Source organism: Streptomyces sp. NPDC004266 (assembly GCF_042874095.1).
Classification (GTDB): Bacteria; Actinomycetota; Actinomycetes; order Streptomycetales; family Streptomycetaceae; genus Streptomyces.
The window spans coordinates 62,602-84,496 of the sequence record NZ_JBIAMM010000008.1 but is presented as its reverse complement, the minus strand read 5'-3'; the positions used below and the strand labels follow the sequence as shown (position 1 = coordinate 84,496).

The window sequence follows — 21,895 nt, the reverse complement described above, 5'->3', positions numbered from 1 at the left end:
GCCGCCCTTCGGCCTGCGCCGCGCCCTCGACGAGAACGCGCGTGACCGAGGGCGGCGGGACGACCCGGTCGGCCCCGCGTGGGCCCTGGCCGGGTTCCGCGATGCCGTGCGGAGGACAGGTACGGAGCGGGAGGGTCAGGCCACGCCGTCCTGCCACCACCAGGACTGCGATCCGTAGGGGTACTCGACCCGGGAGTCGACGTGCTGCCACGAGACCGTGTAGGTCTCCAGGCCCGAGTAGCCGCAGGTCTCGGCCTTCTGGTAGACGGTCTTCGTGGACAGGCCGGAGACGGCGACATCCGCGGCGATCCCGTACAGGTGCATGGAGTTGGCGGCACCACCCACCGACGCGTTGTGGGAGATGCTGCGGAAGCCGGAGTTGACCGTGACGGCCAGGTCGCCGCACTTCCTGCGGAGCGCCTCCAGCTTGTACATGTTGCGGCGCACGTTCTCCTTGACGGTCGTGGCGCTCACCTTGCCCCCCGAGAAGCCGGAGCCGTCCTTGCTCTCGAACTCGGAGAAGTCGAAGTGCGCGGTCGATCCGTCGGAGCTCTCCAGGGCGTTGAGCCGGCTGAACGTCTCCGACCCCGCCACCCCGTCCACGGTGAGTCCGTACGCGGCCTGGAACCGACGGAGTGCCGCCTCGGTGCCGGGACCGAAGTCGCCGTCCAGGGAGACGAAGGTCTGCTGGGCCGAGCCGGCGGCCCAGCCGGCGATCCGTATCTGGAGCTCCTTGACGGCCGCACCGCTGGAGCCCTGGGAGAGCTGTGCGGGCCAGCTGTAGGCGGCGGCCGGGCCGGCGAGGGCCAGGCCGGTGCCGACGGCCAGACCGGTGGCGGCCACCGCGCCGGCGCCGTAGCGCAGCAGCGAGCGTCGGGAGAGGTCGGATGTCATGGTCGAGTCCTCTTCTTCTAGTACCAGTTGTGGGACTGCCAGAAGGACCACGCCGCGCACGGGGTGCCGTACCGCGACTTGATGTAGTCGAGGCCCCACTCGATCTGGGTGGCAGGGTTGGTCTGCCAGTCCGCTCCCGCTACGGCCATCTTGTCGCCGGGCAGGGCCTGCGGGATGCCGTACGCACCGGACGAGGGGTTCGTCGCGTACACCTTCCAGGTGCTCTCGCGGATCCAGAGGTTGTCCAGGCAGTCGAACTGGCCGCTCACGGACCAGTCGTGCTCGGTGGTCTTCCACTGAGCGGTGATCTTCACGGTGCGGGCGACGCGCATCGCGTTCATGGTCGCGGGGCCCGTGATGCCGTCGGCGGAAAGGCCGTTCGCCTGTTGCCAGGCCGCCACCTTGGACTTGGTGCCGTCGCCGTAGGCACCGTCGGCGGTGGTGCCGACCTTGCGCTGTACCTCCATCACCTTGTTGTGCAGGGCGAGTTCGGTGCGACTGCCGTAGTCGCCGTCCTCGGCCAGCCCGTTGTCGTGCTGGAAGGAACGGACCGCGGTGCTGGTCTGGGAGCCGTAGACGCCGTCGATGCCGCTGTACGGCAGGTAACCGATCCCCGCGAGATTGCGCTGGAGCCAGGTGGTGGAGTCCAGGGCGTGTGCGGGGGCGGAGGGCGCCAGCATGGCGAGCAGGGCGACGAACAGCACGAGTGCCGCGCGGGCGACGGGCAGCCGGGGGGCCGGCACCTGGGAGGCCGGAAGGGCCGTACCGATGGGTATCACTCCGAGTCCTTGTCTTCGCGGGTCGATGCCGACGTCTCGGCGGACGCGCGCCGAGACGGCCAAGTCGCATGTCCACAAGCGACTTGATGACTGAAGCCATGGTGTCGTCGGGGTCCGTGGTGCGGAGCCCCTTGGGAGCGATACGGGACGGCCCGGGACGCCCGGGACGCCGGTGCGCGGCTGCTGACGTGCCTGACCGCCGCCCGGGGCCCGGCGGCGGCGCCCGTTCCTCGGGCCGCGGGTGCCGGACGAACCAGCGGGCGACCGGTTCCGCCGACACCCCGTGGGTGAAATCGGTGCCGGTGAGCGACACCATCACCGGAACGGACCGGGCCGCGGTCAGTACGAGGATCGCGTGGGCGAGGTCCTGGAGCGCGATGCCGTCACCCCCGACGAGGAAGGAGGCCGCGTACGTCAGGAAGGGCAGGGCGAGGCCCGCCCTGCGCAGGCTCGCCGGCCCGGCCCACCCGGAGCCGAGCGCCGGGCGGGCCGTTCGGGAGGCACCGCCCTCGACGTCGAGCGCGGCCCGCACCGCAGCGGTACGCGCTCGGCGCGCAGGATCAGGAGCACCGGAGCCAGATCCATGGGCATACGACGAGTCCGACGGCCCGTTGGAAGGTGTGGGCGTCCACGTCGAGCGGTACGACCGGGCGGGCCTGTCCGCCGGCGATCACGGCGACGCGCAGAGCGGAAGTGGACGGAAGACGGGGCGAGGTGAGGAGAGCCCGAAGCCGAGGGCGACATCCTCACGGGTGACAGGGTGATCGTCACGGGGGACAGGGTGATCGTCGGCTTCGGGCACTCCGCGTGCGCCGCTCTCAGCCCGGGGGCCGGGACGCCTGCTCCGGCCTTCTTGCCCCAGGGTGAGGGTCAGCGGCCCAGGCTCGACAGAACCGCCTTCGCCGCGTTCTCACCCGACGTGGCCGCGTCGGCGAGCGACGGCATGTCGAGCTGGTAGTCGCCGGCCAGATGGATCGGCCCGAGAGGGTTGCGAAGCACGGGCAACGACTCGCGTCCCCGGGGTGTCCAGAACGGCACCACGCGGCGGTGGCGTCGCACGACCCCGTCGCCGAGTTTCCCTTCGAGCTGGGGGTAGACCGAGAGCAGATCCCGGGAGAACCGGGCGACGATCTCCTCGTCGGGGAGTTCGAACAGGGCGTCGGCCGAGGCACCGCCGGCGAAACACGCCAGCGCACCACCCGGCCTCCGCGGACCGTTCTTCCGCAGGGCGGCGGCGTGGTTGAACATCGCCTGGAAGGACAGTTGCGGCGTGGACACGGCGAGGAGGCCGTCCCAGGGCTGAGGCCCTTCCTCCTCGGTGAAGAAGCCGACGATCACGTACCGACCGTAGCGGATGTCGTCGAACGCCTTGCGATGTGTCTTCGGAAGCCCGGGAAGGATCTGCAGCGCGACGTCGCTGGGGACCGAGACGATGGCGCGCTTCGCGCGCAGCCGTGTCGGGCGGCCGGCGACGACGTAGTCCACCACGACGCCGTCCCCGCTCTGCTCCACCGTCCGGACGGTCGCCCCGAGACGAAGGCGCTCGCCGAGGTCGGCGGCCAGGATGTCGGTCAAGGTCTGGTTGCCACCGGCCGGCAGGGCGAAGTTCGGCACCTTCGCCGGGTCCGTCAGAGCGAGTCCGATCGACACCACGAGCTGGGTCGCCGCCGTCTCTTCCGGCTCGCACCCCATCCACTGCCCCGACCACGAGCGGACCATGGTCCGGGTCAGCTCGGAGCGGACACCGCGCAGGAGGTCCGATGCGGGACGCGTGTCGAGCCCGGCGCGCACCTTCTTCGCGAGGCGGCTGTCCGATTCCAGGAACGGCGCCGCGGCAAGGATGCGGGCACCGACCATGGCCATGCCGACTCGGTCCATGAAGCCCATGCGGGTGCGGAGCATGAGGGCGAGCAGGTCGGACGTGTCGACCAGACCGCCGTTGAGAACAAGCGCCACGCTCGTGTCGGCGAGGGAACCCATCTCGATGCCGTGCCGATGGAGAGCGTCGATCAACGGCCCCGTCCCCTCCGTGAACTGGGTGCCGACGTTGATCCAGTACTCGCCCTTCCGGACCGTCTCGACGCGTCCCCCCGGCCGGTCCGCCGCTTCAAGCACCACGACGTCGGTCCGGTCCGCGAGAGTCGTGGCCGCCATGAGGCCCGACATTCCCGCGCCGACGACCACGACGTCGCAGGTCTCCTCGTCACCGTCTTCTACTGCGGCCATGACTCTTGTACTCCTTGTCCCGTTACTTCACTGATCAACGAATGAAATTCGACTCGACTTCGAGAGCGCCGGAAATGGCGACTCCGGCACACCCGGACGTCGGGTGGGCGTTACGTGGCCCGGAACCGTCCTGGCTCGACCTCCGAGACCCGGCTCGCGCCGACCAAGCGGCTCAGGTGCCGTACCGCGGTGCGGCGTTCGACCGCCAGCACGTGAGGGTCGTGGACGTGCGAGCGGTAGACCAGACGGCGATCGGAGATCTCGCCGACGGTCCGGGGCTCGGAGAGGAACGCCAGGAGGATCGCGTCGGTGTGCTCGGCGGCTTCCGGAGGGAGGCCGTAGCCGGCGACCATGTCCGTGCGTGATCGCAGGGCGGCGAGGTCCTTCTCATCGAGCGGGCGACCGCCTCGAGATCGCCGGCCGGCCATGGGACGGCGCCTTCCGGCGTTCCCCGGACGCCTGGCGAACTGCGCCACCGGAGAAGCGTGCCGACACTCGCGGTGGTGAGGGTGTGGCGCCCTGGGCCCATAGGCTCCTCGTTCGAACCGGCCGCTCGGGCGGCAGTGGCACTCACCCTGGTCGCCGTCGCCTGGACCCGTGTCGCCGTGTCCTTCGCGGTCGCCTTCCCGGCCTCCCATGGCGGTGCGCCGAGGCCTGATCGTCGAGTTGTCGATCCCGACCGCCGCGGTGACGGAAGCCGGCAAGCGGTAACCCGACGGGGCGAGACCCGCTCCGGACCGGGCTCCCGCTGCGGTGTGCCGTTGGTCGCCGACCTCTTCGGCGCGGGGGAGGCGGGCATCCTCGCACATCACAGAGGCGGCAAGGCGGACGGGCGAACGGTCGGCCGCCATCGCGAGCGGCCGTTTCCTCAGACCCGCTCCCACCACCCCAGTGTCAGAACGATGCCCTTCTTGACCGCACATCCGAACGTATGCCCCCTGAGGGTGAACGAGATCGAGGCGAGCGTCACCGAAGTCGCGGTCGCCAGGACGATGGCCATGCCGATCTCCCAGGACATGAAGAACCCGAGGAGGAGGGTGGGAACGAGCATGATCAGGGCTCCCACGCTCGCCTCACGGAGAACCCGGCTCCAACTCGCCTTCCGCCACGACCGTGCTCTGCCGGAATATCCCTGGAGGGAGATGTGGCGAGTGGAGCCGCAGGCGTCGTCGGTCATGAAGGCGCTCTCCCGAAAGGGTGTAGGGGCCGGAACTGCTACTTCTGCGCGTACGAGCCCAGGAGGCCCACCGCGGTGAGGAACAGGTAGGTGCCGGCGACGTAGAAAAGCACCCGCCAGGCGACACTCCTGGCCTTCCACCTCTCTTCGGCCCGGTCCGTGTGAGAGTCCTCGCCGCTCACGAAAGCTTCCCTCCCAGGAGCATGGTGGTCGGAATCGTTGAAGGGCTGGTGGCCGGGCGCCGCTCTTTCCCCCGATCCGGCCCGAGAAATCGTCCTTGCTAGTGCTGCGCGATGGCGGGGCCGCCCGTGGCGACCTGCGCGAGGGCGTAGAAGCTCGACCGGCCCAGTCCCGCGGCCTCGGCCGCCTTGAGATTGCCCACGGCGGCCGCCAGCACATGCGCGTTGAACCCGGCGCTCCTCATGCCGTCGACACAGGTCTCGCCTCCATGGGCGAACACCGAGAGCGTGGCCTGGTTCGTGGTGAAGTCGCCGCTGCCGATCGCCGCCACGGCCTCCCCGGCCGCGTCCTTCAACGCCGCGAGGACCTTGTCGGTGGCCTCGTCGAGGACATCGCCCGGGACGCCCTGGCTCTGGGCGTACGCCACGGCGTCGACATAGGCGGCCAGTGCGGCGACGTACACTCCGCCAACGATCGTGAGGTCGACCGCGCTCGCGGCCTGCACCTGCTCGGAGACGAACCGCATCGCCGGACCGAGCGCGGCGAGCAGTTTCTCGTACTCCGCCCAGGCCTCAGGATCCCCCGAGAAGAGGACGTAGCCGCGTTCGGTGCCGATGTCCTGGGGGAAGCAGAGGATCGCGGCGTCCATGTAGGGGACGCCCTTCTCGGCGGCCCATGAACCGGCCTTCTTCGACTCGTCCGTCGAACTCGTTCCCGTGTTGAGAAGTGTCTTGCCGTCCCAGTCCCCGACGCACTCCAGGCTTTGGAGCACGGACTCGTAGGCCGGGGCGCAGGTCAGGATCAAGCGGGCGGACGCGACCGCCGTTTCAAGGTCCGCCTCGGCCTCGATTCCCGGCAGCTCGGTGGCCAGGGCCCGAGCGCGTGCGGTGTCCGGGTCGTACGCGGTGACCGTCCAGCCGGACCGGGCCAAGGCTCGTGCGATCGACGATCCCATGAGGCCGTTGCCGATCACCGCGACGTCACGCTCGGTAGGGGTAGCCATATGTGTTCATCTCATTTCCGGACCGGCCCCGTGGCGGGTTCGCGGTCGCTTCGTAGCCGCCGAACAGCAGGGAGGGCGAGGGCCTGAGGACGAGGTTGAGGTGACAACGGGGTCCGTAGGGGCTCGGTCTCTGCCGGCGACCTAAACTCGAATTGATTCGAGTTTAGGTTTGGGCTCGGGCACGGTCAAGCCGGGATCGCCGTCGCGGCACAAGGGGCGGTCCCGCTCCCGCGTGCCGTTTGCCTCCCCGTGAGGGGATGGAGCGGTGCGGCTGATGTGATCTCGAATGGTGTTCGAGAAGAGGTCGACAGCCCAGGCGTCGGCCCGTCCGGTCGCGCAACGGCGCAGCATGGAATGGAGCGGAGGCGGGCCGTCCCGGACGCCGACGAGGAGCTGCTCGGCGAGATCGTCGGCGAGCTGGTGCGAGATTTCGACGCGGTGCGGGCTGGCCGGCTCTGGCGCACGCGTGGGGAGCGTGGGCTGCTGTCGGCCGACACTCCCCGGCTCGTCCTTCAGCTCGCCTTCGAGGCGGGCAACCGTCTCTTCGCCGTCGCGTCTCGGCAATCGCCGACCGGTGACGACGTCACGATCGACGAAGCGCGCCGCATGGCGACCGGGTACCTCGGGACCCACACCGTCCGATCGGACGACCTGCGTCGGGCGAGCGAGATGCGCCGCCTGACGACGGAGCGGGGCGGGGCGGCTGCTTGCGCCCTCCGTAAGGAAAGACGCCGGCCTCCTTCGCGGCGCGGGTTGTCCCCTCCAGTCGTGGCATGCCGTGGCCGACTCGTGGCGTCAGGCGTACTGCGTCATCAGGCCCGGCGGACGGGTGCTCACGCGGCCGGCCAGGTCCTGGGCGAGACGGACGCCCTCACGGCCGGCGCCCGGGCGGCCGCACCGCATCCGACCCGGCGGCTCGGGCTCCATCATGCGCGTCCTGACGGAGGAAACCTGGACGATCATCGTGAAGGAGGATGATGACAGCCAAGTGGCCCTGGTCGACGCCTGTCGCAGAGCCGGCTTCACGCCGAAGCTGCGCTACCGGATCGCCGACCGCGAGATGCGCTGGGGTCTGATCGCCGCCGGACGGGCCATCTCCCTGTGCCAGCCGACCTCGCCGCACGCCGAGGGCACGGTACTGCGCCCGCTGGCAGGCGACCCGCTCACCGGCCGCATCCGCCTCGCCTGGAACCGAGCCGCGCTCTCCGAAAACCGGGCCCAGCTGCTGTACCGGGCAGCGGGACGCGCGTATCTCGACAGCGTGCCCCGCAACACCTTCTACCGCTCCTGGTGGGCGTCTCGTCCCGAGCTGCATCCGAGCCTTGACTGAACGCACCTGGACAAGTCGCGAGCAGGCGCAGACCGAAGAGCATCCGCTGCCACGTCATCAACGACTTTTGTCAGGACCTCTCAAGGCTGTCCCGTAACTGCTGCGTGAGTGTGGTGGCGGTGTCAGTGGGCCAGGGCACACTGACTGCATGATCACCTCTTCATCCGCCGCCGACGTTGCCTCCGGCCCTTCCCCTGCCTGGGTGGAGTCGATGGGTGGCCCTCTGGTCGTCGTCCCCGTCTCCGCCCTGGCTTCCTGGGGCGGGTGCACGGCGGAGAGTGGCCTTATGGCGGAAGACGCCACGGCCCCGGACGACTACGACCGGGCCTGCGCGGTGGACGATCTGGCCGGGGTGATCCGCATCGACGAGCACGGAGCGCAGGCACTTGTCCTGGCGGACGAGCCGGCGACCAGCTGCTATCTGCCCCAGCACCGAGCGTTCCTGCGGTGGCTCGCCGCCGAAACCGAGGCCGGCCTGAGCGCCGCGGCAGACGCTGTCCTCGCAGATCCGGCCACGGTGTGGGAGGAGTGCGGCACCTGGGTCTCGGACGGTCCGGCGGTGCTCATGGACTCTGCCGAAGCGGGTTCCGACCTGGGCGTCGAGTATCCCGACGGCGGAATGCCCGCCGAGGCATCGGTCCCGCTGCCCGCCGGCCGTTGGAGGGTCCGTGCCACGCAGGCCTGGGTGGGCGAGGAGAACGGGGTCGGCCTGGTCCAGCTCCTGCCCGCCGAATCCTGAACGGGCCGTGCTTCGGGCCGGGTGCGGCCAGTCGCGGTGCGCAAGGTCGTGCGGATGGGCGATGCACGGATCGCAAGGGGCCGTGGCCGAGAAGGCTGAACGAGCGAACACCTTGCGTGTTCTCACTCTCCGCGCACGAGTCACCCCTACTCTCTGACGCTGAGTGAGGATCCGTTCGGTCTTCGTGCCCCCCGCCAGAGAGTCGCTCCACATGCCCATGTTGCTGATCAAGGGTTCGTACCACCTCGTCAATAGCCGGGCGGACGGGGACACCATCCCCTTCAAGCCGGACGAGAAAGAGGAGTGGGACCTGGTCCCCGGCCCCCACAAGGTCGAGCACAACGCCTCCGGCAAGGCAAAGCTGCGGCTGGACGCCATCGACACGCTGGAAACCCACTACTCGCGCAACGGCAACCCCGAGGTCCATCAGCCGTGGCTCCACGCCCGAGCGGCCCGGGACGCGCTGACGGACTGGCTCGGCTTCACCAGCGTCGACCGCTTGCCGGACGAGACCGTCACCGCGGCAACTCCCATGACCCGGCCGGGCTGGATCCTCACCCGCGGCGCGGGCCGCGACAAGCGCTGTATCGCCCTCGCCGGCAAGGGCACGCCGCCGGGCACCAGCGGCACGCAGATCAACGTCGACGAGGCGCTGCTGCGCACCACGTTCAACCACCACATCCTCAAAGAGGGCCTGGCCTACCCGACGTACTACACGAACCTCTTCCCCGACCTGCGCGACGAGCTGACCGCCGCTGTGCGCCAGGCGCAGGCGGACAACAAGGGGCTGTGGAAGGACGACGACACGCTCGGCGGCGCTACCGTCACCGGTATCGACTCCCTCCAGGACGACGTCGTGATCCTGCCCAAGCTGTTCCGGCGGCTGGTGGACTACCTGTACCTCGGCGACCCCCACCACGCGGACCTGACCGGTTTCCCCGCCTTCCTCGACCAGGCCGCGGACGAGTTCTGGATCATCTCCGCCGGCCATCCCACCACCGGCCTCGACGCCATCGTGGAGGTCATCGACAGCAAGGTGCGGATGACCCGTCCGCCCGAGGACCTCGTCTTCGTCGAGAACTGAACGAGGAGCGCCATGACCCCCGCTGCGGAATTCCGCGCCCTGTCCGAACTCCTGACCGGCCAGACGCCGCTGGACCAGGCCACCGCCGACGCGCACCGCACCCGCCTCGAAGCCCACTACGCGCCGGCGCTCACTCGCCTGATCGACACCTACCGCAGCGTCTCCGGCGAGCCCGACCCGGGAGCGGCGCTGTTCGCGGCGGTCAACGCCGATCCCGAGCTGGCCCGTGTCGCCCGCGAGACCCTCGCCATCTGGTACACGGCCCAGTTCACCCGCCCCGACAACACCCAGGTCGGCCCCGAGTCACCGGCCCGCTACCGCGAGGGGCTGGTCTGGAACGTCATCAAGGCGCACCCGTTCTCCGCCGCGCCGGTACCGGGCGGATACGGCTACTGGGCCCAGCACCCCTGAAACGAGGTCACACCCGTATGGACACCGCTTCCTACGACGTCGTCATCGTCGGCGCCGGTGTGGCCGGTGCGCTCGCTGCCTGCCGGATCAAGGAGTCCAAGCCCCAGGCCCGCGTCCTGCTCATCGACGCCGGAGACAACGGCACCGACGGCGCCCAGCGCGCGGCGTTCGTCGACGCCTACCAGCTGTCCGCTTCGAAGAACGTGCCCTCGCCGTACGCCGCCCTGCGCAACAACGAGGACGGCTACGCGCCCTCCTCCGACGGCGTCGGCGACCCCGTCGCGATGAACCGCTACTACGTCGAGACCGGCCCCGACCTGTACAAGAGCGGGTTCCAACGCATGGTCGGCGGCAGCACCTGGGCCTGGCGCGGCAACAGCCCCCGCTTTCTGCCCAGCGACTTCGAGATGAAGTCCCGCTTCGGCGTCGCCGTGGACTGGCCGCTCACCTACGACGACCTCGAACCCTTCTACGCGCAGGCCGAGAACGAACTCGGCGTGTCCGGCAACCGCGCCGAATGGGAGGAAGCCACCCCCCGCAGCACCGACTTCCCCATGCCGGGCGTCGTCCCCAGCTACGGCGACGAGCTCGTGCGGACCGCCCTGGCCTCCCTCACGGAGATCGACGAGGTGCCCCTCACCGTCGTCACCACCCCGCAGGCCCGCAACACGCGCGACTACCAGGGCCGGCCCGCCTGCCAGGGCAACTCCAGCTGCATCCCCGTCTGCCCCTCCGGCGCGAAGTACGACGCCTCCGTCCACGTCCGCAGGGCACGCGACGAGCTCGGCGTCGAGGTACGCACCGGATGCACCGTCACCCGCCTCGCCCCACGGCCCGGTACGGCGTCGCCGACGGTGGTCTTCCGCGACTGGACCACCACCGACCGCCCCGAGCAGCAGGTCAACGGCACCCACGTCGTCCTCGCCCTCAACGCGATCGAGACGCCGAAGCTGTGGCTGATCTCCGGACTGGACAACCGCAGCGACCAGGTCGGCCGCAACCTCATGGACCACCTCGCCGAGGAGGTCGTCGGTCTCTTCGGGCAGCCCGTGTTCCCCTTCCGCGGCCCCCAGTCGACTCTGAGCATCGAGACCTTCCGCGACGGCGATTGGCGACGCACCACCGGCGCGTTCCGCATGACCATCGGCAACGACGGTTGGGGCCGCTTCGAATCACCCGGTGCCGCCCTCGACAAGCTCATGTGGGACCCGGCCGCCAAGCGCCTCAAGCACTACGGCGACGACCTGCGGCACAAGCTCGCCGAACGCGTCACCCGCATGATGAGGATCGGCTACTCCACCGAGCAACTCCCCGACCCAGCGAACCGCGTCACCCTCTCCGACCAGCGCGACGGCCTCGACGTGCCCCGCCCCAAGATCGCCTTCAAGGTCGACGACTACTCCAAGCGCGCCCTCGCCTACGGACACTCCGTCGCACGCCGCATCTGGGAGCACCTGGAACGCGTCGCCGGCGCCGAGGAGGTCGAACCGCTCCAGCCCACCCTGAAGTACAACGGCGCCGGACACCCCATGGGCACCACCCGCATGGGCACCGACCGCGCCACCTCCGTCGTCGACGCCGACGGCCGCTCCCACGCCCACCCCAGCCTCTGGATCGTCGGCAACTCCGTCTTCCCCACCAGCAGCACAGCCAACCCCACCCTCACCCTCGCCGCGCTCACCCTCCGCACGGCCGACAAACTCGCCGCCGGCCTGTGACCGCACGTCGATGACGACCATCACCACGCGGCTGGTCATCGCCCGCCACGGAGAAGCACGGTGCAACGTCGAGGGCCGCGTCGGCGGTCCGAAAACCTGCACCGGGCTCACCGACCTCGGGCGGCACCAGATCGAACGCCTGGCTGCCCGCCTCGCCGCTGCGCAGGGCACCGAGGAGCGGATCGACGCCGTCTGCGCCGGACCGCGCCGACGCCTCCAGGAGAGCGGCCTCCTCCTCTCGGCGGCCCTCGATCTCCCCCTCGTCACCGACCAGGGCCTCGACGGCCCCCGGCACGGTCAAGCGGACGGCCTGCCCTGGCGCGAGGTCGAATCGGCCTTCCAAGGACCACCGCAGACACACCCGGACCGCCCGTACGCGCCTGGCGCCGAACCCTGGAACAGCTATCTGGCCCGAGCCACCCGCCACCTCTCGGGTCTCCTCGACCGCCACGAGGGTCAGCACATCCTGCTGGCCGCACACGGCGAGACCCTCTACGCGGCCTGCCATCTCCTCCTCGGCATCCCGGTCAGCCGGAGCCCGGCGATCGGCTTCGGCACCTCCCATGCGGGCCTCACCCGCTTCGAACGACGCCAGGACGGCTACCACCACACCCGCTGGGTCCTCGCCGTCCTCAACGACACTGCTCACCTGAACGAGTCCGCCTGACGCGACGCCCGGACCTTCGGACCCGGGCCGCTGAACGCGGTTCTCTCCCTCAAGTGTCACGCGGCCATCGCTGCGCGTCCCGTCCCGGTCCCGCCGTCATGCGGCCGTATGCCCTCGCGCACACTGAGAGGTTCGACGTGCCCACAGGGCGCCTGCCGGGCAGAACCCAGCTCAGACGCCCTCCCTCGCGGTCCTAGAAGAAGCCGAGCTTCTTCGGCGAGCAGCTGACCAGCAGGTTCTTCGTCCGCTGTTGGCACAGCAGCTGCACCCACGCTGACCAGTGGAAGAGGCAGTTGGTGCGGCTCCTCGGAGGGGGCTGGTCCGTCATGGGCCCGGATGTGGGTCCTGGGGGTCCCCAGGTGGAGAAGTCGGCGGGGGACGGGAAGTTCTGGGAGTGATCCATGCCCTGCGTGTCCCCGGCTGGGGCAGGTCGATCCCCTCGCGTCCGCCGTAGGCCACGACCACCGGCTCGGCCGGAGAAGCAGCGATGCCCGTCACCAGCCCGCGCCCCGCGTGGCGCGGTCGATCGGCCGGCCTGACCATCCACGGTCCATCCCCCGGCATCGCCCTCTTCGGCACGGTCGCCGCCGGCGGCGGCCAGACCCTCGTCGGCGCGACCCTCGAACGCGGCGACAACGTCCTCGGGGTCGCCCTCTCGCTCGGCGCCGGCATCATCCCCATCGCCGCGCCGACTCCCACCACGCTTTCCTGAGAGCGCCCGAACCGTTCCGGACCCGGGCCTCAGCACCGGCTGCGTCGTCGCCGTCCTGCCCAACCCCGCCTTCAACCACCTGGGCAGGAAGTCCGCATCGGAAACGACATCGGAACCGGCGCTCCGCCACTGACGGAGGAAGCCGGTCCCTCCCCGCGGCAGGAGGAGGGACCGGCTTCCGCGATCTGCGGGAACCGGCGCTAGGGACGGTCGAGCGCGCGGGCGAGGAAGCGCCGCGTGGCCTGTTCCCGCGGAGCGGTGAGCACCTGCTCCGCAGTGCCCTGTTCCACGATCACGCCGCCCTCCAGGAAGCAGACCCGGTCGGCGACCTGCCGGGCGAAGTCCATCTCGTGGGTGGCCATCAGGATGGTCAGGCCGCGCCGCTTCAGGTCGGCGACGACGTCCAGGACCTCGCCGACCAGTTCGGGGTCGAGGGCCGAGGTGATCTCGTCGAAGAGCAGCAGCTCCGGCTCGGTGGCCAGGGCGCGGGCGATCGCCGCCCGCTGCTGCTGTCCGCCGGAGAGCCGGTCGGGGTGTTCGTGCGCCTTGTCCGCGAGCCCGAGTCGGTCGAGCAGCTCGCGGGCCGAGGCCTCGGCCTTCCTGCGCGGGACGCCGTGGACCTGGCGGGGCGCGAGCGTGATGTTGTCCAGCACGCTCAGATGCGGGAAGAGGTTGTACGCCTGGAAGACGATGCCGATCCGGCGGCGGGCGACGTCGGGGTCGAGCCGGGGATCGGTCAGCTCGGTCTCACTCAGGTGGACGGTCCCGTCGTCGACGACCTCCAGCAGGTCCACGCAGCGAAGCAGGGTCGACTTGCCCGAACCCGAACCGCCGATCAGACAGACGACCTGGTGCTCGGCGACGTCCAGGTCGATCGAGCGCAGCACCAGCCGCTCCCCGTACTGCTTGCGGAGGCCGCGGATGCGCAGCAGCGACTCGCTCATCGGCCCGCCCCCGCCCAGGTGCGCTGGGTCGCCCGCCGCTGGAGCCGGTCGGCGAAGCGGGTCAGCGGGATGGTCACCGCGATGAACAAGAGGGCCGCTCCCAGATACGGGGTGTAGTTGAAATCGTAGTCAGCCTTGATCTGCGCGGCCCGCAGCGCCTCGAGCGGACCGAGGACGGCGACCAGTGCCGTGTCCTTCTGCAGGGCGATGAAGTCGTTGAGCAGGGGCGGCAGCACGTTGCGCACGGCCTGGGGCAGGACGACGTGCCGCACGGTCTGCCGCTCGTTGAGGCCCAGGGCCCTGGCGGCGTTCCGCTGGGCCGGGTGGACCGAGTTCAGTCCCGCCCGGAACACCTCGGCGACGTACGCGGTGTAGGAGAGGGTGAGGGCGATCACGCCCAGGATCCAGGGCTCGGAGGGGGTGCCCTGCAGTTGCAGCGCCGGTAGTCCGAAGCCGACGAGGAAGACCAGCAGCAGGGTCGGTACGCCGCGGAAGACGTCCACGTAGACCGTGGCGGCGAGCCGCAGCGGCTGGAGACCCGGTGCGCGGGTCACCCGCACCAGGGCGATCAGCAGTCCCAGGACGAGGATCAGCACCTCGGCGACGAGGAACATCTGGATGTTGAGCCAGAAGCCCCGGAGGAGGTCGGGGAAGGCGGAGCGGAGCTCGGCGCCGTCGAAGAACAGACTGTCGACGCGCTCCCAGCCCGGTGAGGCCACCGCGGCCGCGCCCACCGCCACCAGGCCGAGCAGGGTGCAGAGGGTGGAGACCCAGGTGTGGCGGCGCTTGCGGGAGCGGCGGTACCGCTGTCGCTCCCGTTCGTGGTCGCTGGGTCGGTAGCCGGTGTCGAGCGTGCCCGGAGAGGTGGCCGACCGGTCCGGTACGGCCGTCTTGCCGATGTCCACAGCCGGCCCGTTATCGCTTCAGCTCGGGGACGTTCGCCGAGGCGGAGAGCCACTGCGTGGTGAGCCTGGCGAGCGTGCCGTCGGCCCTGAGCTCGTCGAGGGCCTGGTTGACACAGGAGGTGTACCCGCTGTTCTTCGGCAGGAGCAGACCGAACTTCTCGGGGGTGCCGCCCGCGTAGCCGAACTGGCCGACGATCTCGCCGTTCTCCAGTTCAGCCCCGGCCAGGTAGAAGACGGTGGGCAGGTCGGTGACGACCGCGTCGATCTGGCCGTTCCGCAGCGCGGTCACCTCGTCCTTGGTGGTGCTGAAGACGCTCGGCTGCTTCGAGGGCTTGATCTGGTCCAGCACGGCCTGGTAGCTGGTCGTGGCGACCTGCACGCCGATCCTGGCGTCCTTGAAGGCGCTCAGGGACCCGGCCTTCGCGAACGCGGATCCGTCGAGTGTCAGGATGGCCTGATTGGCCGTGTAGTAACTGGTGGAGAAATCGACGGCTTTCGCGCGCTGCGGCGTGATGGAGATCTGGTTGATGTCGAAGTCGAAAGGCTTGGGGCCGGGGGCGTACGAATGGGCGAAAGGCTCGACGACCCATTTCACCTGGTCGCGCTCGAACCCCAGCTTTTCGGCCACCGCATAGGCCACGGCGCTTTCGAAGCCCTTTCCGTTCGACGGGGTGTTGCTGTCGAACCACGGTTCATAGGCCGGGGAGTCGGTTGCGACGGTGAGCTGGCCGCGCGTGTGGAGGCTCGGGCTGTCGGTCGTGCACCGGGCTGCGCCCTTGGGTCCGCCCGCTTCGGGGGTGTTGTGCGGCTGCGGCGCGCAGCCGGCCGCCGCCAGCGCGACGAGGGCGACGGCGGAGGTCGTCAGGGATATGCGGGTACGGGACATCAGGGGTCCTTCGAGAGGTCCGGGAAAGGTACGGGAGGGAGGGCCGGTGCTGTGCGCTCAGCGACACAGGTCGGCCGCACAGCGCACGTTGTCCACGTGGCGGCGGCGTACCAGCAGGAGAGTTCCGGACATGCTTTTCAGCATTCCGGCTCACGGAGACCGGCGTCAATCTGGAAGACCGTTGCCGGGATAACGCGTTGATAACATGTCAGCTGGTGAGATGGAATACGTGGTCGCCTTGACGCAGTCCGAACGCCTCCGCCGCGGAACCGCCGCGGATCACCAGTTCGGCGAATCCGACCCCGGAACTCCCGACGGTGATTCCGGGCTCGCCGAGCGGGACGTCGGGGAGCCGGTCGTAACAGCGCACCCGGACGTCGCGGCCGTCGAGCCGGTTGCGTACGAGAAGGCTCTCGGCGGTGTCGTAACCGGGCAGTTCGGCGGCCGGGCGGTCCAGCTTGCAGTTGCCGAAGTTGTCGACGACGGCGATCCGCACGTCTTCGGCGACGGACGGGCGCACCGCTGTCGGCCGTGCGGGAACGGGGTGGCCGTCCACCAGCCAGCGGGCCAGCAGGGGCGCGTACCAGAGGCTCCGGAACTGGGTCCGTACCATCTCCTCGATCTCGGCCGGCGTCAGCTCGGCCCAGTCGGCGGCGGCGGCTTCCAGTGCCTCGCGGACATCGGTGACCTGGACCTCCTTCAGGCCCAGGTAGGTCGCCAGCGGGGCGAGGACCCGCTGGTTCAGCGTGCTGACGACCAGGTGGTTCCCGTGGCGGAAAGAGCAGAAGGGCACGCCGTTGGGCCAGTGCCCGTCCCTCGGCGCGATGTTGACGAGTACCACGACCGGTCGGCTCGGGCCACCGATCAGGTCCGTCGAGCGGAGCAGGTCGAGCAGGGTGAGGGCGGCGGCGCCCTCCGGGTCCGGTCCGTCGAGCGGCAGGACGGTCGGCGTGGAGCCGAACAGGGCGGCGATCCGGGCGGACTGGCGGGCGAGCGCGTTGGGGTCGGCGCAGTCGGTGAGGGAGACGACCGGGGGAAGGGGCATGGCGGTACTTCGTCCTTCTGTCGAGGGAGGACACGGGATGGAAGGGGTTCGAGGTGCAGGGGCCGACGGGCTCGGTGGCGGGCCGGGACGACAAAAAACGGACCCTCCGTCTCCGGAGGGTCCGTCGCGTCCTGCGCGCACACGGCTTCGCTAGCGAAGCGCCTCCGGGGGCGGGGGCATCATTCGCATCATGGCGAGGGTGGCGGTGTGCTGCATGAGGTGCACGGTAGCACCGGGGGAAGTCGTCTCAAGCACCTTTCCACATAGTGGACACGATTTTTGTGCCTCTTGCTTGGTGGGGCGGATCGCTCGGCGCTTTGCGAGCCGTGACCGGCGAGCACGTCCGCCGATCGCTTCCCCGGTCCGCCCCGCCCCCGGCGTACTCCCCCTCGGCCTCGGTGGGCAGCCGCCGCCCCGACCCGGCGCAGTGGGACTGTTCGCGGTCGATGCGGGTGAGCACCATGGCGGCAGGGCTGGTGCCGCGCCGGCCGAGGTCGTGGCGGTGGCCGCGCGGGCTTCCTGTCTTCGCGGCCGGGGCGTGCCGCCGAGCGCCGAGTCGACACCGGACGCCCTTCACCACCGTGAGGCGGTCAGGGACCGGCTCGCCGAGCTCCTCGATCTGATCGCCAAACGGTGAGCATGGCCGGTAGGGGGGGGCGGACGGCGGCCGCGCGGGCCGTGGCCACCGGTGTGAGGCCCGGACCGGCGGGTGCACGCCTGGTCAGGAGCGCCCGTGGCCCTCAGCTCGAGACGGCCTCGGCCCAGCCGCGGTTGACGGTCTCTCGTGCCTTCTCCCTCTGCGCCTCCGTCGGAAACGTCGGCGTGCCCTCGACCGTCGGCAGTTTCTCGGCGGCGGCCTTGTCGAGGGTGCCGTCCTTCTCCATGGCGTCCATGAGGACGGGGCGCGCATAGGCGCCGAGCCGGAGGTTCTGGCCCTCCGGGCTGAAGACGTACTCCTGCCACAGACGTGCCGCCGCGGGGTGCGGAGCGTCTTTGTTCACCCCGTTCGCGTAGTACTGGGCGAAGCTGCCGTCGAAGGGGATGGCGGTCCGCCAGTCGACGTCCGTGCCCTTCTCGCGGAATTCGTCGGCGTATCCGAGGTTGAGGAAGTCCCAGTCGATGCTGATCGGGGTCTGGCCCTTCGCGATCGTGGCCGGGGTGGATTCGACCGGGATGAAGTTGCCGTTCTTGCTGAGCTCGGCGAAGAAGTCGATGCCGGGCTGGACGTCGTCGAAGGAACCCCCGTTCGCCAGGGCCGCCGCGTAGACCCCGGCGAAGGCGGAGCCGGACTTGGTGGGGTCGCCGTTGAGCGCGACCATGCCCTTGTACTCGGGCTTGCGCAGGTCGGCGAAGGTCGCGGGGCAGTTCTTGACGCGCTTGGCGTCACAGCCGATCGAGACGTAACCGCCGTAGTTGTTGTACCAGCGGGCCCGGTCGTCCTTCTGTTCCTCGGGGATCTCGTCGTACGCGGCGACCTTGTACGGAGCGAGCAGGCCCTGACGTGCCGCGGACTGCGCGAACGAGCCCCCCACGTCGATCACGTCGGGGACGCGGCCTCCGCCCCTGTGCTCCTTCAGGGCGTTGATCTCGTCCTGGCTGGTACCTTCCGGGTCCTCCACCGTGACCCTGATCCCGTACTTCTTCTCGAAGCCGTCGATCACTGCGCCGTAGTTGGCCCAGTCGCTCGGGAGCGCGATCGCGTGGAGCGAGCCCTCTTTCTTCGCCGCCGCGGTCAGCGCTGCCATGCCGCCGGCGTCCGCGGCGGAGGTGGCCACCGCGGGTGCTCTGGGCGCGGTGGCGGGCTTTTCTCCGCAGGCGCCGAGGGGCGCCGCGAGGACCAGGCAGGCGGCGACGGAGGCTGTCCGGAGACGAGGTGCGGGCACAAAGGCTCCATAACGGGCGGTCGCGTACTGATCGAGGCCAGCGTACGTTCGGCGGCCTCGGCAGCGCAGTCCCAGACGGTGGTGTCCGCTGTCTTCCCCGCGGCTGCCGCACCGGCGCGTTCTCAGAGCCCCTCGTCGTCCCACCCGGCCAGGAGCGCCTCCCCGAGATCCACCGCGGGCGGCGCGGCCCCGTCGAGGAGGGCCTGCTCGCTCCAGATGATCTTGCCGCGGGCGGTGTAGCGGGTGCCCCAGCGCTCGGCGAACTGCGCGACGAGGAACAGGCCGCGACCGCCCTCGTCGGTGGCCTCGGCCCGGCGCAGGTGCGGGGAGGTGCTGGACCCGTCGGAGACCTCGCAGATCAGGCTGCGGTCGTACAGCAGCCTCACCCGGATGGGATCGGTGCCGTAGCGGATGGCGTTGGTTATCAGCTCGCTGAGGATGAGCTCCGTGGTGTAGGCGATGTTTTCCAGGCCCCAGTCCGCCAGTCGGCGGGCGCAGGCGTTGCGCACCGGGGACACCGCCGCAGGGTCGGGGCGCACGTCCCACTCGGCGATCCGCGCGGGGTCCAGTCGGCGGGTGAGGGCGACCAGCAGCGCGACGTCGTCGCTGGGCCTGGTGGGCAGCATCGCGTCGATCACCGCGGTGCAGGTTTCCTCCGGGGTGCGGGCGGGCCCGGCCAGGGCGGCGCGCAGCGCTGCCAGGCCCGCGTCCGGATCGCGGTCGCGGCTCTCGATCAGCCCGTCGGTGAAGAGCGCCAGCCGGGAGCCTTCGGGCAGGGTGACCGTCATGGTCTCCATGGGCAGGCCCTCGCCCAGGCCCAGCGGCGGGGAGACGGGCACCTCGGGGAAGGACACGGTTCCGTCGGGGCGGACCAGAGCGGGACCCGGATGCCCGGCGGTGGCGGCCGTCACCTGCCCCGAGACGGGATCGTAGATGGCGCACAGGCAGGTGGCTCCGGTGATCCCCTGCCACTCCTGCTCGTCGGTGTCGATGTGGGCGACCAGCTCGTCCAGGTGGCTCAGGAGTTCGTCCGGGGGCAGGTCGAGGGTGGAGAAGTTGTACACGGCGGTGCGCAGGCGGCCCATGGTGGCGGCTGCGTGGAGGCCGTGGCCGACGACGTCGCCGACCACCAGGGCCACCCGGGTGCCGGGCAGCGGGATGACATCGAACCAGTCGCCGCCCACACCGGCCTGGGCAGCCAGATAGCGGTGCGCGACCTCGACGGCGGACTGCTCCGGTACGCCCCGGGGCAGCAGGCTGCGCTGCAGGGTGACGGCCATGGTGTGCTCGCGGGTGTAGCGGCGGGCATTGTCGACGGCCAGTGCCGCCCGGGCGGTCAGCTCCTCGGCGAAGGACACGTCCTCCTCGTCGAACGGCGGGGAGTCCTGCCCCCGCCAGTAGCCGGCCATCCCCAGCACCACGCCCCGGGCCCGCAGGGGCACGGCGATCAAGGAGTGGATGCCGCGGTCCAGGATCCGCAGGGCGTTGGCCGGGTCCTGGGTCCGCCAGCGGTGGGTGACGCGCAGGTCCGTCTCCAGGACCGCACGGCCGTCGGCCAGCCCGGCCGCCATGGGGCTGGCGGGAACGAACCGGATCAGCTCGCCGACGGGGTAGAGCGGGTGGTCGCCCTGAAGGCCGACGGCGGCGGTGCGGCGCATCTCGGTGCTCGCTTCGGTCGGCTCCTCGCCGCGCAGTACCGGGTCCAGCAGGTCGACCGTGACCACGTCGGCGAACCGCGGGACCGCCACCTCCGCCAGTTCCTCCGCAGTGCGCTCGACGTTCAGCGTCGTTCCCACCCGCACCCCCGCGTCGTAGAGCAGCTTCAGCCGCTCGCGGGCCACCTCGGCCCTGCCGGAGAGTGCCCGCAGCTCGGTGGTGTCCCGCAGCGTGACGACGGTCCCGGCTGGCCCGTAGGGGGCGGTGGGCCGGACGTTCACCGACAGCAGCCGATCGGTCGCCATGTGCAGCTCGTCGGTCGCGGAACGGCCCGATGCGATCGGCTCGGCGATTCCCTCCTCCAGACCCAGGTCCGTGACGGGGCGGCCTTCCGCGTCCACGGGCAGACGCAGCAGCCGCCGCGCCTCGTCATTGGCCAGCAGCAGCCGCCCGCCGCCGCCGATGATCAGCACGCCCTCTCGCACCGCGTGCAGCACCGCGTCGTGGTGCTCGTACATCCTCGTCATCTCGGCCGGTCCCAGGCCGTGGGTCCGGCGCAGCAGCCGACGGCTCACCAGAGCGGTTCCGCCCGCGGACAGGGCGAGCACCGCGGCTGCACTGCCGAGGACGACCGGCAGCTGCCGGTTCACCATGCTCTGCACGTTCTGGACCGTGACCGGGGAGGAGACGATGGCGATGACGCGGCCGTCGGAGTCCTTGACGGGGACCACCGATACCACGGACTGTCCCAGGGACCCTTCGAAGGTCTCGGTGAAGGACTGGCCGGCCGCCGCCTTGGAGAAGGGACCGACGACGTGCTTCCCGATCTGCCGCGGGTCGCTGTGGGCGAGGGTGACCCCGGAGAGTGTGTACACGTTGATGCCGTCGACCCCGGCGATCTTCCGGGCCGCCTCGGCGCTCGGCTGTAGCGCTGCGCTCGGATGGGGGCTGCGGAGGGCCGCGACGATTCCCGGAGATTCCGCGAACGTTCCGGCGGCGGCGAGCGTACGGTGCCGGGCGTCCACCATGCCGGCGCTCCGGGCTTGCACCACGAGCGCCACCACCGCGGCGGCGACGAGCAGCACCACGACGGCCAGCTGCAGGAGGAACACCTCGCCGGCCACGCTGCGCACGCTCAGAAGGGAGGACAGACGCTGCGGCCGCCGCGCCCCTCCCTCGGGGGGCTGGGCGTGGTCCTGACGCTCCCGGTGGCTTCCTGAGCGGGAACGCCGAGGGGGAGAGGAAGAGCTCGTGGTCGAGCCGAGCAGCCGACGTCGGACGTGTCCAAGCAGGTCGCTCATACTTTATTTTCCAACCTCTACGGGCCGTCGGCAGCGGGGAGCGACGGTCGCCGAGCCGGCGCTCCGGGTTTCCCCCCCCACAGAGCGAGGGCGCGGCGCGGCGCGGCGCATGGGGGCGCGGGCGGGATCCGGGCCGCCGCGCTGATGTGGAACCCCCACGCTCCCACGCCGTGCAGGAAGCCATGCCGGTTCAGGGAAGCGGAGGGGGACGGGACGAGCGCTACGACGTGCCGGCCGCCGTTTCCGCCCTGCTGCGCTGAGCCGGCCACCGGCGGCCGGGGGCGTTTCTCCCGGCTCGGTCCTCGCCACGGCGCACTTCGCGCCGCGGAATGCCCGTGGTGTCCGGATAATGGAT

The 21,895-nt window shown here is 70.5% G+C and carries 22 protein-coding genes; 7 read left to right on the top strand and 15 right to left on the bottom strand.

All coding sequences use genetic code 11. The annotated features are described in order from the left end of the window. Positions 1-135: 135 nt before the first annotated feature. The 8 genes from ACFYUZ_RS20395 to ACFYUZ_RS20360 all read right to left on the bottom strand — a co-directional run bounded on the left by ACFYUZ_RS20395 (position 136) and on the right by ACFYUZ_RS20360 (position 6,892). A complete protein-coding gene (locus tag ACFYUZ_RS20395) occupies positions 136-894 on the bottom strand; it encodes a D-Ala-D-Ala carboxypeptidase family metallohydrolase (protein ID WP_389311156.1) in 759 nt (252 codons plus the stop codon). Between the two features lie 17 nt (positions 895-911). Beyond that, positions 912-1,673 (bottom strand): peptidoglycan-binding protein, encoded by a 762-nt coding sequence (locus tag ACFYUZ_RS20390; RefSeq protein WP_389311154.1) that lies wholly within the window; start codon positions 1,671-1,673, stop codon positions 912-914. A gap of 870 nt (positions 1,674-2,543) precedes the next feature. Beyond that, positions 2,544-3,899 (bottom strand): flavin monoamine oxidase family protein, encoded by a 1,356-nt coding sequence (locus tag ACFYUZ_RS20385; protein ID WP_389311152.1) that lies wholly within the window; start codon positions 3,897-3,899, stop codon positions 2,544-2,546. Between the two features lie 110 nt (positions 3,900-4,009). Then, complete coding sequence (locus ACFYUZ_RS20380; protein WP_389311150.1) at positions 4,010-4,327, bottom strand: hypothetical protein; 318 nt, start codon at positions 4,325-4,327, stop codon at positions 4,010-4,012. 440 nt (positions 4,328-4,767) lie between these two features. Next, the gene (locus tag ACFYUZ_RS20375) at positions 4,768-4,950 is read right to left on the bottom strand and encodes a hypothetical protein (RefSeq protein WP_389311148.1); all 183 of its coding nucleotides are present in this window, start codon (positions 4,948-4,950) and stop codon (positions 4,768-4,770) included. A 164-nt stretch (positions 4,951-5,114) separates the two neighbouring features. Continuing rightward, the gene (locus ACFYUZ_RS20370; RefSeq protein WP_389311146.1) at positions 5,115-5,258 is read right to left on the bottom strand and encodes a DUF6126 family protein; all 144 of its coding nucleotides are present in this window, start codon (positions 5,256-5,258) and stop codon (positions 5,115-5,117) included. Positions 5,259-5,356: 98 nt separating this feature from the next. Further along, entirely contained in the window at positions 5,357-6,259 is a 903-nt protein-coding gene (locus ACFYUZ_RS20365; RefSeq protein WP_389311144.1) for an FAD-dependent oxidoreductase, read from the bottom strand. 141 nt (positions 6,260-6,400) lie between these two features. Continuing rightward, positions 6,401-6,892 carry a hypothetical protein gene (locus ACFYUZ_RS20360; RefSeq protein ID WP_389311142.1) on the bottom strand — a complete coding sequence of 164 codons (492 nt, stop codon included), beginning with the start codon at positions 6,890-6,892 and terminating at the stop codon, positions 6,401-6,403. A 295-nt stretch (positions 6,893-7,187) separates the two neighbouring features. On the opposite strand from ACFYUZ_RS20360, the gene ACFYUZ_RS20355 reads away from it, so the two are divergent. The 6 genes from ACFYUZ_RS20355 (at position 7,188) to ACFYUZ_RS20330 (ending at position 12,208) form a co-directional block, all read left to right on the top strand. Next, positions 7,188-7,589 carry a LysR substrate-binding domain-containing protein gene (locus ACFYUZ_RS20355; RefSeq protein ID WP_389311140.1) on the top strand — a complete coding sequence of 134 codons (402 nt, stop codon included), beginning with the start codon at positions 7,188-7,190 and terminating at the stop codon, positions 7,587-7,589. A gap of 148 nt (positions 7,590-7,737) precedes the next feature. After that, positions 7,738-8,328, top strand: coding sequence for an Imm21 family immunity protein (locus tag ACFYUZ_RS20350; protein ID WP_389311138.1), 591 nt, complete (start codon positions 7,738-7,740; stop codon positions 8,326-8,328). 211 nt (positions 8,329-8,539) lie between these two features. After that, the gene (locus ACFYUZ_RS20345; protein ID WP_389311136.1) at positions 8,540-9,412 is read left to right on the top strand and encodes a thermonuclease family protein; all 873 of its coding nucleotides are present in this window, start codon (positions 8,540-8,542) and stop codon (positions 9,410-9,412) included. 12 nt (positions 9,413-9,424) lie between these two features. Beyond that, the gene (locus ACFYUZ_RS20340; RefSeq protein ID WP_389311134.1) at positions 9,425-9,823 is read left to right on the top strand and encodes a sugar dehydrogenase complex small subunit; all 399 of its coding nucleotides are present in this window, start codon (positions 9,425-9,427) and stop codon (positions 9,821-9,823) included. A gap of 17 nt (positions 9,824-9,840) precedes the next feature. Next, positions 9,841-11,541, top strand: coding sequence for a GMC family oxidoreductase (locus tag ACFYUZ_RS20335; protein WP_389311132.1), 1,701 nt, complete (start codon positions 9,841-9,843; stop codon positions 11,539-11,541). A gap of 10 nt (positions 11,542-11,551) precedes the next feature. Next, positions 11,552-12,208 (top strand): histidine phosphatase family protein, encoded by a 657-nt coding sequence (locus ACFYUZ_RS20330; RefSeq protein WP_389311130.1) that lies wholly within the window; start codon positions 11,552-11,554, stop codon positions 12,206-12,208. A gap of 193 nt (positions 12,209-12,401) precedes the next feature. Here the strand turns inward: ACFYUZ_RS20330 and ACFYUZ_RS20325 are convergent, their stop codons facing one another. Continuing rightward, entirely contained in the window at positions 12,402-12,536 is a 135-nt protein-coding gene (locus ACFYUZ_RS20325; RefSeq protein ID WP_389311128.1) for a hypothetical protein, read from the bottom strand. A 159-nt stretch (positions 12,537-12,695) separates the two neighbouring features. Between ACFYUZ_RS20325 and ACFYUZ_RS20320 the strand changes: the two genes are divergently transcribed. After that, complete coding sequence (locus ACFYUZ_RS20320; RefSeq protein ID WP_389311127.1) at positions 12,696-12,920, top strand: hypothetical protein; 225 nt, start codon at positions 12,696-12,698, stop codon at positions 12,918-12,920. A 200-nt stretch (positions 12,921-13,120) separates the two neighbouring features. Here ACFYUZ_RS20320 and ACFYUZ_RS20315 read toward each other — a convergent pair whose 3' ends face one another. The 6 genes from ACFYUZ_RS20315 to ACFYUZ_RS20290 form a co-directional block, all read right to left on the bottom strand. Continuing rightward, complete coding sequence (locus ACFYUZ_RS20315) at positions 13,121-13,864, bottom strand: amino acid ABC transporter ATP-binding protein (protein ID WP_389311125.1); 744 nt, start codon at positions 13,862-13,864, stop codon at positions 13,121-13,123. Then, entirely contained in the window at positions 13,861-14,769 is a 909-nt protein-coding gene (locus tag ACFYUZ_RS20310; RefSeq protein ID WP_389311123.1) for an amino acid ABC transporter permease, read from the bottom strand. The genes ACFYUZ_RS20315 and ACFYUZ_RS20310 overlap by 4 nt, the downstream gene beginning before the upstream one ends. A gap of 10 nt (positions 14,770-14,779) precedes the next feature. Then, complete coding sequence (locus ACFYUZ_RS20305; protein WP_389311121.1) at positions 14,780-15,655, bottom strand: ABC transporter substrate-binding protein; 876 nt, start codon at positions 15,653-15,655, stop codon at positions 14,780-14,782. Positions 15,656-15,863: 208 nt separating this feature from the next. Further along, on the bottom strand, positions 15,864-16,700 hold the full coding sequence (locus ACFYUZ_RS20300) for an SAM hydroxide adenosyltransferase (protein ID WP_389311119.1): 837 nt from the start codon (positions 16,698-16,700) through the stop codon (positions 15,864-15,866). Positions 16,701-17,440: 740 nt separating this feature from the next. Further along, a complete protein-coding gene (locus ACFYUZ_RS20295) occupies positions 17,441-18,583 on the bottom strand; it encodes an ABC transporter substrate-binding protein (protein WP_389311117.1) in 1,143 nt (380 codons plus the stop codon). A 122-nt stretch (positions 18,584-18,705) separates the two neighbouring features. Further along, the gene (locus tag ACFYUZ_RS20290; RefSeq protein ID WP_389311115.1) at positions 18,706-21,372 is read right to left on the bottom strand and encodes a SpoIIE family protein phosphatase; all 2,667 of its coding nucleotides are present in this window, start codon (positions 21,370-21,372) and stop codon (positions 18,706-18,708) included. Positions 21,373-21,895: the final 523 nt, after the last annotated feature.

Excerpts from the sequence above, each read along its gene's own strand:
- ACFYUZ_RS20375 (WP_389311148.1), bottom strand. The coding sequence starts at position 4,950 with ATGCTCGTTCCCACCCTCCTCCTCGGGTTCTTCATGTCCTGGGAGATC.
- ACFYUZ_RS20340 (WP_389311134.1), top strand. The coding sequence starts at position 9,425 with ATGACCCCCGCTGCGGAATTCCGCGCCCTGTCCGAACTCCTGACCGGC.
- ACFYUZ_RS20345 (WP_389311136.1), top strand. The coding sequence starts at position 8,540 with ATGCCCATGTTGCTGATCAAGGGTTCGTACCACCTCGTCAATAGCCGG.
- ACFYUZ_RS20350 (WP_389311138.1), top strand. The coding sequence starts at position 7,738 with ATGATCACCTCTTCATCCGCCGCCGACGTTGCCTCCGGCCCTTCCCCT.
- ACFYUZ_RS20335 (WP_389311132.1), top strand. The coding sequence starts at position 9,841 with ATGGACACCGCTTCCTACGACGTCGTCATCGTCGGCGCCGGTGTGGCC.
- ACFYUZ_RS20325 (WP_389311128.1), bottom strand. The coding sequence starts at position 12,536 with ATGACGGACCAGCCCCCTCCGAGGAGCCGCACCAACTGCCTCTTCCAC.
- ACFYUZ_RS20395 (WP_389311156.1), bottom strand. The coding sequence starts at position 894 with ATGACATCCGACCTCTCCCGACGCTCGCTGCTGCGCTACGGCGCCGGC.
- ACFYUZ_RS20330 (WP_389311130.1), top strand. The coding sequence starts at position 11,552 with ATGACGACCATCACCACGCGGCTGGTCATCGCCCGCCACGGAGAAGCA.
- ACFYUZ_RS20315 (WP_389311125.1), bottom strand. The coding sequence starts at position 13,864 with ATGAGCGAGTCGCTGCTGCGCATCCGCGGCCTCCGCAAGCAGTACGGG.
- ACFYUZ_RS20305 (WP_389311121.1), bottom strand. The coding sequence starts at position 15,655 with ATGTCCCGTACCCGCATATCCCTGACGACCTCCGCCGTCGCCCTCGTC.
- ACFYUZ_RS20365 (WP_389311144.1), bottom strand. The coding sequence starts at position 6,259 with ATGGCTACCCCTACCGAGCGTGACGTCGCGGTGATCGGCAACGGCCTC.
- ACFYUZ_RS20355 (WP_389311140.1), top strand. The coding sequence starts at position 7,188 with ATGCGCGTCCTGACGGAGGAAACCTGGACGATCATCGTGAAGGAGGAT.
- ACFYUZ_RS20320 (WP_389311127.1), top strand. The coding sequence starts at position 12,696 with ATGCCCGTCACCAGCCCGCGCCCCGCGTGGCGCGGTCGATCGGCCGGC.
- ACFYUZ_RS20300 (WP_389311119.1), bottom strand. The coding sequence starts at position 16,700 with ATGCCCCTTCCCCCGGTCGTCTCCCTCACCGACTGCGCCGACCCCAAC.
- ACFYUZ_RS20380 (WP_389311150.1), bottom strand. The coding sequence starts at position 4,327 with ATGGCCGGCCGGCGATCTCGAGGCGGTCGCCCGCTCGATGAGAAGGAC.
- ACFYUZ_RS20385 (WP_389311152.1), bottom strand. The coding sequence starts at position 3,899 with ATGGCCGCAGTAGAAGACGGTGACGAGGAGACCTGCGACGTCGTGGTC.